Source organism: Albimonas sp., from assembly GCF_055129145.1.
The window spans coordinates 1-6,786 of record NZ_JBSRTQ010000195.1 but is presented as its reverse complement, the minus strand read 5'-3'; the positions used below and the strand labels follow the sequence as shown (position 1 = coordinate 6,786).

General features: G+C 73.9%; 7 protein-coding genes and 1 pseudogene. 6 read left to right on the top strand and 2 right to left on the bottom strand.

The annotated features are described in order from the left end of the window. The 6 genes from ACTB72_RS19780 to ACTB72_RS19755 form a co-directional block, all read left to right on the top strand. On the top strand, positions 1-489 hold a 489-nt coding region (locus ACTB72_RS19780), incomplete at its 5' end, for an endonuclease/exonuclease/phosphatase family protein (protein ID WP_463038738.1). Further along, complete coding sequence (gene cls, locus ACTB72_RS19775; protein ID WP_463038737.1) at positions 486-1,940, top strand: cardiolipin synthase; 1,455 nt, start codon at positions 486-488, stop codon at positions 1,938-1,940. The genes ACTB72_RS19780 and cls, both read left to right, overlap by 4 nt. Before the next feature lie 62 nt (positions 1,941-2,002). Continuing rightward, positions 2,003-2,827, top strand: a complete 825-nt coding sequence (locus ACTB72_RS19770) for an adenosylcobinamide-GDP ribazoletransferase (RefSeq protein WP_463038736.1) — start codon at positions 2,003-2,005, stop codon at positions 2,825-2,827. Then, a complete protein-coding gene (locus tag ACTB72_RS19765; RefSeq protein ID WP_463038735.1) occupies positions 2,824-3,351 on the top strand; it encodes a histidine phosphatase family protein in 528 nt (175 codons plus the stop codon). The genes ACTB72_RS19770 and ACTB72_RS19765 overlap by 4 nt, the downstream gene beginning before the upstream one ends. A gap of 96 nt (positions 3,352-3,447) precedes the next feature. Next, on the top strand, positions 3,448-5,022 hold the full coding sequence (gene glpD, locus ACTB72_RS19760) for a glycerol-3-phosphate dehydrogenase (RefSeq protein ID WP_463038734.1): 1,575 nt from the start codon (positions 3,448-3,450) through the stop codon (positions 5,020-5,022). Positions 5,023-5,183: 161 nt separating this feature from the next. Then, a complete protein-coding gene (locus ACTB72_RS19755) occupies positions 5,184-5,900 on the top strand; it encodes a class II aldolase/adducin family protein (RefSeq protein WP_463038733.1) in 717 nt (238 codons plus the stop codon). 44 nt (positions 5,901-5,944) lie between these two features. Here the strand turns inward: ACTB72_RS19755 and cobU are convergent, their stop codons facing one another. Both cobU and ACTB72_RS19745 read right to left on the bottom strand, forming a co-directional pair. After that, a complete protein-coding gene (gene cobU / locus ACTB72_RS19750; RefSeq protein WP_463038732.1) occupies positions 5,945-6,508 on the bottom strand; it encodes a bifunctional adenosylcobinamide kinase/adenosylcobinamide-phosphate guanylyltransferase in 564 nt (187 codons plus the stop codon). After that, a pseudogene (locus tag ACTB72_RS19745) lies at positions 6,505-6,786 on the bottom strand (hypothetical protein); the annotation flags it as partial. The gene cobU and the pseudogene ACTB72_RS19745, both read right to left, overlap by 4 nt.

The window sequence follows — 6,786 nt, the reverse complement described above, 5'->3', positions numbered from 1 at the left end:
ACCGGGCTGGAGGATAACGTGCGTCTGGACAAGACGCGGCTTGCCCCCTCCAACGCGGCCCTCGTGCAGCGTGTGGTGGCGCTTTGCGAAAAATACGAACGCCCCGTTGCCACCTGGCGGCAGGCCCGCGCCATCCTGACCGAGCTGGAGCGGGCCGCGGCAAGGGACGCCGAGAACGGCGCGCCACGCGCGGAAATCCTCGCCGGCGACCTCAACGCCTTCCGGGTCCGGGGCGGCTGCATCGACGTGCTGGCCGAGCGGCTGACCCCGGTCCCGCCGCTCCGCTCGTTCCACGCCTCGCGGCCGGTGACGGCGCTGGACCGGATCTTCATCGGCGCGCCGGGGCGGCTGGCGGCGCAGGGGGTCCATGTCTCGGCCGTCTCGCGCCGGGCGTCGGACCACCTGCCGGTCTGGGCCGAGATCGACTTCGACCCCGCCCCCGCCGCCCCCCTCTCCCCCCTCTCCCCCCTGCCGGAGACCTCGCCATGAGCGCCTTTTTCGCCTCGGTCGCCGCGGGTTTCCTGCTCGCCGTGCATGTCTTCGGCGCCTGGTGCGCCTGGCGGGCCATCGACACCGCCCGCACCCCGCAGGGCGCGGCGGGCTGGGTGGTGGCGCTGCTGTTCGTGCCGCTGATGTCCGTCCCGTTCTTCCTGCTGTTCGGCCAGCCGCGGATGCGCGGCTACCTGACCGCGCGGCGCGAGGCGCAGCGCGCCAGCCCCGGCTTCAACCGCAAGGGCGCCCCCGACGCGGCCCTCCCCGCCCCCGATCCCGCCGGGCAGCCCGGCGCGAAGGCCCCCGCCGACCGGGGCGACCCGACGCGGGCGTTCGAGCGGCTGGCGGCGCTGCCCGTCACCTCGGGCAACGCCTTCGAGCTGCTGATCGACGGCGAGGCCACGTTCGGGGCGATTTTCGAGGCGATCCGCGGGGCGAAGCGGCTGGTCCTCGTGCAATCCTACCTGCTGCGTGACGACCGGCTGGGGCGGGCGCTGAAGGACCTGCTGATCGCGCGCGCGGCCGACGGGCTGCCGGTGCGGGTGCTCTACGACGAGTTCGGCTGCAACGCCCTGCCCGCCGCCTATCCCCAGGCCCTGCGCGACGGCGGGGTGGAGATCTTCGGCTTTCACACCCGGCGCCGACCCAAGCATCCGTTCCAGATGAACTTCCGCAATCATCGCAAGATCGTGGTGGTGGACGGCGACACCGCCTTCGTCGGCGGGCTGAACGTGGGCGACGAATACATGGGCCGCTCGGCCGAGATCGGGCCCTGGCGCGACACCCATCTGCGGCTGAAAGGCCCCGCATCGGCGCAGCTGCAGATGGTATTCAACGAGGACTGGCGCTGGGCGAGCGGCCATAGCCCGGACGCGCCCGAGGCCCCCGCGGCGCAACCCGACGGGGTCGACGCCCTGATCCTCGCCCCCGGCCCCGCCGACCCGCTGGCCACCGGCACGCTCTTCTTCTGCAACGCCATCGGGGCGGCGCGCCGGCGGATCTGGATCGCCTCGCCCTATTTCGTGCCGGATCCCGAGGTGCTGGCCGCGCTCAAGCTCGCCGCCCTGCGCGGGGTGGAGGTGCGGATTCTCATGCCAGCCCAGCGCGACAACCTGGTGGTCTGGCTCGCCGCCCATGCCTATTTCGACGAGATCCGCGAGGTCGGCATCGACATCCGCCTGCATGCCCCCGGCTTCATGCACCAGAAGGTGGTGCTGGTGGACGACGCCTTCGCCGCGGTGGGCAGCGTGAACCTCGACATCCGCTCGTGCCGGCTGAATTTCGAGTGCACGGCGATCCTGTTCGATCCGCGCGCGACGGCGGCGGTCGAGGCGATGCTTTCGAGGGATTTCGAGGGCTCGGCCCGCCAGACCACGCCCCGCCGCGACGCCCGGCCGCTGATCCGCTACGGGGCGCCGGTGGCGCGTCTTTTCGCGCCGCTGCTCTGATCGCGCGGCGGCTCTGGCCGGGGCGTCTGGCGCCGGCCCCGGCCGCCGCCTAAGACGGGACCATGATGGACGCCGCCCCGCCCCCTTCGCCCGCCTCCTCGCCCGAAGACGCCCCGCCGCCTCGCGGCGCGGCGCGACGGGAGCTCGGGCTGATGCTCTACGCCCTGCAATTCCTCACCCGCATTCCGATCCCCGCCTGGGTGGGCCACACGCCCGACATGATGGCCCGCGCGGCGCGCTGGTATCCCGCGGTGGGGGCGGCGGTGGGGCTCGCGTCGGGCGCGGTCTTCGCGGGGGCGCTCTGGGCGGGGCTCGCGCCGTTCGCGGCGGCGGCGGCGGCCCTGGCGGCGTCGCTGGCGCTGACCGGGGCGCTGCATGAGGACGGGCTGGCCGACACGCTCGACGGGCTCGGCGGCGGGATGACGCGGGAGCGGGCGCTGGAGATCATGCGCGACAGCCGCATCGGCGCCTATGGCGCGGCGGCCCTGGTGATGACCCTGCTGCTGCGCGCCGGGATCCTGAGCGGACTGGGCCCGGCGGAAGGCGCCGCCGCCCTGGTCGCGAGCCATGCCGCCGCGCGCGCCGCCGTCGTCGGCGTCATCCGCTTCGCCCGCTATGCGCGGCCCGAGGGCAAGGCCGGCGCCGTAGCCGGCGGGCTCGCCCCCTGGACGCTGCCCCTGGCGCTGGGGATGGCGACCCTGATCTGCGCGGCGGCGGCCGGGTGGGCGGGTCTCGCGGGGCTGGTCGCGGGGCTGGCGGGCGGAGCGCTGGTGCTGCGCTGGCTGGTCCGGCGGCTCGGCGGCTATACCGGCGACGGGCTGGGCGCGGCCGAGCAGGCGGCCGAGATCGCGGCGCTGGCGACCCTCGCGGCGCTGCTCGCCCCATGACCGGCCTGCTGGTCCTGCGTCATCCGCCCGTCGCCGCCCCGCCCGGGCTCTGCTACGGGCGCCATGACCCGGGGCTCGCGCCGGGATGGGAGGCGGGGGCGGATGCGCTGATCCCCCTTCTCGCCGACCGCCGCAGCCTCATCGCCTCCCCCGCCCCGCGCTGCCTCGGCCCCGCGCGGCGCCTCGCAGACGGGCTGGGGCTGAGGCTGGAGGTCGACCCGCGCTGGCTTGAGCTGGATTTCGGCGCCTGGGAGGGGCGGCCCTGGGCCGAGATCCCCCGCGCCGAATCCGACCCCTGGGCCGAGGATCCCGAGACCCTCGCCCCCCCGGGCGGCGAGAGCTTCGCGCGGATGCGGGCCCGCGTCGCCGAGGCCGCGGCTGAGGCCGCCCGCCGCCCCGCGCCCCTGATCGTCACCCATGCCGGCGTGATCCGGGCGCTGCGCATGGCGCTGGCGGGACTGGATTTCGCGGCCGTGTTCGCGGCCCCGGTCCCCCATCTCACCCCGCTCGACCCCGCCGCCTGACCCCTCCCCTGCGTCGATCCTTCGTCACGGGCTTGGTTTACCGCCCCGACGCATCATGTTCCTCTGCAACCGTCCCAGCCGCGAGGAGCCGAAGCCATGACCGCGCGACCCGACGCCAACACCGACGCCACCGGCGCGCCACCGGGCGCGTCACCGGGCGCGTCACCGGGCGCGGCCGCGCTCTACGACCTCGCCGTCATCGGCGGCGGCGTGAACGGCTGCGGCATCGCCCGCGACGCCGCCGGGCGCGGCCTGCGCGTGCATCTGTGCGAGGCGAGCGACCTCGCCCAGGCCACCTCCTCGGCCTCGACCAAACTGTTCCACGGCGGCCTGCGCTATCTGGAATTCTACGAATTCGGCCTGGTCCGCAAAGCGCTGATCGAACGCGAGACCCTGCTGCGCGCCATGCCCCACATCTCCTGGCCGCTGCGCTTCGTGCTGCCGCATTCGCCCGGCCTGCGCCCGGCCTGGCTGCTGCGGCTCGGCCTCTTCATCTACGACCATCTCGGCGGGCGCAAAATCCTGCCCGCCACCCGCACCCTCAACCTGCGCGAGGCCGCGGTCGGCAAGCCGCTGAAGCCCGAATTCAAAAAGGGCTTCGAATATTCCGACTGCTGGGTGCAGGACAGCCGCCTGGTGACGCTCAACGCCCGCGACGCCGCCGACCGCGGCGCCGACATCCGCACCCGCACCCGCCTGGTCGGCGCGGTGCGCGAGGATGACATGTGGCGGCTGACCCATCGCGACGAGGCGACCGGCGAGACCTCCGAAATCCGCGCCCGCGCTCTGGTCAACGCCGCGGGGCCGTGGGTGGACGAGGTGCTGCGCGCGATGATCGGGCTGAACTCGCCCGCCCATATCCGGCTGGTGCGCGGCTCGCATATCGTGACGAAGAAGCTCTTCGATCATGACCGCGCCTATATCTTCCAGAACGCCGACGGGCGGATCATCTTCGCGATCCCCTATGAGGACGACTACACCCTGATCGGCACCACCGACCGGGATCACCGCGAGGATCCGTCGGAGGCCAAGTGCACGGACGAGGAGGCCGACTACCTCCGCCGCGTCGCCTCCGAATACTTCGTCAGGCCGATCGAGGCCGCGGACATCGTGTGGACCTATTCCGGGGTCCGCCCGCTCTATGACGACGGGGCCAAGTCCGCGACCCAGGCCACAAGGGATTATGTGCTGCAGGTGGAGGCGGAGGGGGGCGCGGCGCTGCTCAACGTCTTCGGCGGCAAGATCACCACCTATCGAAGGCTGGCCGAGAGCGCCCTGGAAAAGCTCGCGCCGCATCTGCCGAAGATGTCCGGCGCCTGGACCGCCGGCGTGCCGCTGCCCGGCGGCGACTTTCCGGTGGACGGCGTGCCCGCGCTGATCGACCGGCTGCGCGAGGCGCATCCCTTCCTCGACGACGTGTGGGCGACCCGGCTGGTGCGCACCTACGGGACCGAGGCGCTGGACCTGCTGTCGGGCGCGGCCACGCCCGAGGATCTGGGCCAGGCCTTCGGCGCCGGCCTGACCGAGCGCGAGGTCCGCTGGCTGATGGCGCGCGAATGGGCGCGGCGGGCGGATGACGTGGTCTGGCGGCGCACCCGGCTCGGCCTGAGGATGACCGCCGACGAGATCGCGGCGCTGGACGCCTGGATGGAGACGGCGCAGGCCGCCTGAGGGAGAGGGCCTGAGGAAAAGGGGCCTCAGGGAAGGCCGGGCGGGCGGGCGATGCGCCCCGCGCCAGCGGGGCGCGAGGTCCCCTCCCGGCCCGCTTGCGCTGGACATGCGCCGGCGGGCGCCCGAGGCTCCGCTCCCCGCCCCCAGCCGGAGCCCGCCTTATGCCGCCGCGCCGTCCCAAAAGTTCGAAAATCGAAGCCGACGCGGAATCCGCCGCCATCCAAGGCGCCGCCGACGACCTCGCGCTGCGCCAAAGCATCGTCGACGCCTGCCGGGGCATGAACGCCAGCGGGCTCAACCAGGGCACATCCGGAAACATCTCGGTGCGGGTGGCGGAGGGGATGCTGATCACGCCGTCCTCCACCCCCTATGACGCGATGGGGCCGGAGACGATCTGCGCCATGCCCCTCGATGCGGGGCCGGAGGCCGCGACCGGCCCCCGCGCGCCCTCGTCCGAGTGGCGGTTTCACCGGGATATCCTCGCCGCCCGCCCGGAATTCGGCGCGGTGGTCCACGCCCATCCGACCCATTGCACCGCGCTCGCCATCGCGCGCCGGCCGATCCCGGCGGTGCATTACATGATCGCGCTCTTCGGCGGCGACGACGTGCGCTGCGCCCCCTACGCGACCTTCGGCTCGCAGGCGCTGTCGGACCATGCGCTGACGGCGCTGGAGGGGCGGTCGGCCTGCCTGCTCGCCAATCACGGCATGATCGCCTGCGGCGCGACGTTGGCCAAGGCGATGGCCGCGGCGGTGGAGCTGGAGGCGCTGGCCCGCCAATACGCCGCCGCCCTGACGCTGGGCGCGCCCCATGTGCTGACCGCGCAGGAGATCGCCGACACCCGGGCCGAGATCGCCCGGCTGCGCTACGGCCGGTGACGCCCTTCCGGGCTCAGGGGAAGTCCGGCGACGCCCTTCCGGGCTCAGGGGAAGTAGCGCCCCTCGCCCTTCAGCCGCAGCGGCAGGCCGGCGGCGATGAAGACCGCATGTCCGACGGCGGCCGCGACCCGCTGGTTCAGCCGCCCCTGCGCGTCGCGGAACGACCGGCTCAGGGCCGTGTCCGGCACCAGCCCGAGACCGATCTCGTTGGAGACCAGCAGCGTCGGGATCCGGATGCGGGCGAGGGTCTCGACCAGCGCCTCGGTCTCCGCCGCGAGATCCCGTTCGGCGAAGAACAGGTTGGAGAGCCAGAGCGTCAGGCAGTCGACCAGCAGCGCGTCGGCCGCGGCCACGTCCTCGCCCCCTTCCCGGTCGGCGGCGTCGAGCGCGCCGACCAGATCGGTCGGGGCCTCGACCGTGCGCCAGCCGTCGCCGCGCTCGGCCCGGTGGCGGGCGATGCGGTCGGCCATCTCGCCGTCGCCGGGCTCAGCGGTGGCGATGTAGATGCGGACGGGGCCCATGGATTCGGCCCAGTCCAGCGCCGCGCGGGTCTTGCCCGACCGCGCGCCGCCCAGGATCAGCGCATGGCGCGCCAGCGTGTCGGTCATCTCCCGCGCCTCCCCTGCGCCGCGGATCGGGGCCCGCGCGAATAGCTAGGCCGCGACCCGCCCCGGACGCAACCGCGCGATGCGGCCCCGACGCGCCCCGGGTGCGCCCCGGGTGCGAAAGGCACGCAGGCGCCGCGCAGGCGGAGCGCCGGAAGGCCCACGAGGATGCCGACCAGGCCCGCGGCGATCCCGCCGAGGATGAGCCAGAGCGTGAAGCCGCCCGGGAACTGCATGACGTTCAGCAGCGAGACGATCCACGCGCCGATCGCGGCGAACGT